The sequence below is a fragment of the Amycolatopsis sp. SID8362 genome, from assembly GCF_010550475.1.
Classification (GTDB): domain Bacteria; phylum Actinomycetota; class Actinomycetes; order Mycobacteriales; family Pseudonocardiaceae; genus Amycolatopsis; species Amycolatopsis eburnea.
Window position 1 is genome coordinate 1 of sequence record NZ_JAAGNB010001485.1, and the last position, 1493, is coordinate 1493.

General features: G+C 72.2%; 3 protein-coding genes. All 3 read right to left on the reverse strand.

Going from position 1 to position 1493, the window contains the following annotated elements; all coding sequences use genetic code 11:
* Window positions 1-119: 119 nt before the first annotated feature.
* From crcB to G3I65_RS45750, 3 genes are read right to left on the reverse strand one after another with little or no spacing between them, the layout of a single operon-like run.
* Window positions 120-494, reverse strand: coding sequence for a fluoride efflux transporter CrcB (gene crcB, locus G3I65_RS45740; RefSeq protein ID WP_160701645.1), 375 nt, complete (start codon window positions 492-494; stop codon window positions 120-122).
* A complete protein-coding gene (locus G3I65_RS45745) occupies window positions 491-823 on the reverse strand; it encodes a DUF190 domain-containing protein (protein ID WP_160701646.1) in 333 nt (110 codons plus the stop codon). The genes crcB and G3I65_RS45745 overlap by 4 nt, the downstream gene beginning before the upstream one ends.
* On the reverse strand, window positions 823-1230 hold the full coding sequence (locus tag G3I65_RS45750; protein ID WP_125315846.1) for a CrcB family protein: 408 nt from the start codon (window positions 1228-1230) through the stop codon (window positions 823-825). Before G3I65_RS45750 ends, G3I65_RS45745 begins: the two co-directional genes overlap by 1 nt.
* Window positions 1231-1493: the final 263 nt, after the last annotated feature.

The following is a 1493-nucleotide window of genomic DNA, read 5'->3' on the forward strand; positions in this document are numbered from 1 at the left end:
GCGCTCGCCGAGTACGTGGACTGGAAGCTCGAGCGCCGTGCGGCCCGCGAAGACGGCCAGGCGAGGCGTCTCGACGAGGCGCGCGGCCGCGTTCGGCGACGGCTCGGGCGCCCGGACGGCTAAGCGAAAACCGCGGTGGCCAGCAGCAGCCCGGCCGCCCCCGAAGCCAGTCCCGCCAGGATCGTCACGACCACGTTGAGCACCGCGTACAGCCGCGTCTTTTCCAAGAACAGCCGGACCGTCTCGTAGCCGAACGTCGAGAACGTCGTCAGGCCGCCGCAGAAGCCGACCGCCACCAGGGCGCGCACCGAGGACGGCTCCGCGCCGTGCAGGAGCCAGCCGCTGAGGAAGCCGAGGATGAACGAGCCGGCGATGTTCACCGTCAGCGTGCCGAACGGGAACGGCGAATCGTGGCGCGCCTGCACCCGGCGGTCGGTCAGGTAGCGCAGGATCGAGCCGGCCGCGCCGCCGGCGGCCACCAGGAGCAGCGTCACTCGGTCCGCCCCACGTGGCGGACCACCTCGACCTGGTCGAGCGTCACCAGGCCCTCGCCGATGAGCTCGTCCAGCTGCGGCAGGAACGCGCGGAGCTTCTCCTCGGCGTCGATGATCACGATGACCATCGGCAGGTCCTCCGACAGCGACAGGATCCGCGTCGTGTGGATCAGCGACGAAGCGCCGTAGCCCTCTACGCCGCGAAGCACCGAAGCACCCGCGAGGCCCGCGTCCCGGGCCCGGCGGACGATCTCGTGGTAGAGCGGCTTGTGGTGCCAGTGGTCGTCCTCGCCGAGGTAAATCGTGAGGCGGGTGGCCGGTCCTTCCATCAGCGTCCCTTCCGGATCGCGCGGGTCGCCGTCAGCCCGGCCGTCACCGCCGCCAGGCACAGCACCAGCGACGCCGCCACGTACAGCAGCGAACCCAGTATCCGCCCGGTCGTCGCCGCGTCGAGGGAATCGGTCACGAACGTGGAGAACGTCGTGAACCCGCCGAGGACGCCGACGCCGAGGAACGGCCGCAGCAGGTGGTGGGGGCGCGCGGTGGTCGTCAGGAACGCCATCAGGACGCCGATGAGCAGGCAGCCGAGCGCGTTGGTGAGCAGCGTCGCGACGGCGAACTCGCCGCGCGCGTGCGGGATCGCGACGGACAGCCCATACCGGGCGAGGCTGCCCAGCGCGCCGCCGGCGCCGATCGCGAGCAGGACGTCCCACCGGGTCGCGGGCACGCTGATCACCTCCGGGGCCGAACCTACTCCCGATGGCCGACGCGTCCCCGCCACCCGGTCGAGCATGCTGGACGGGGCCGGATGACAGGCAGCCGTCGGTCGCCGTACTGTTGCTCAGCGTAGGCAAGGCAACCCTAAGGAAGGCGGGTACATGCGAGCAGACGGGCTGGCCGGTGGCCACGACGGCGCGGACCGGCTCGCCGAGCTGATCCCGGCGGCCCTGCGCGGCATGGCGGCGGGCATCGCCGAACGCGGCGGCCCGATCCCGGCCG

Coding starts and splice junctions, on each gene's coding strand:
- G3I65_RS45745 (WP_160701646.1), bottom strand. CDS start 823: ATGGAAGGACCGGCCACCCGCCTCACGATTTACCTCGGCGAGGACGAC.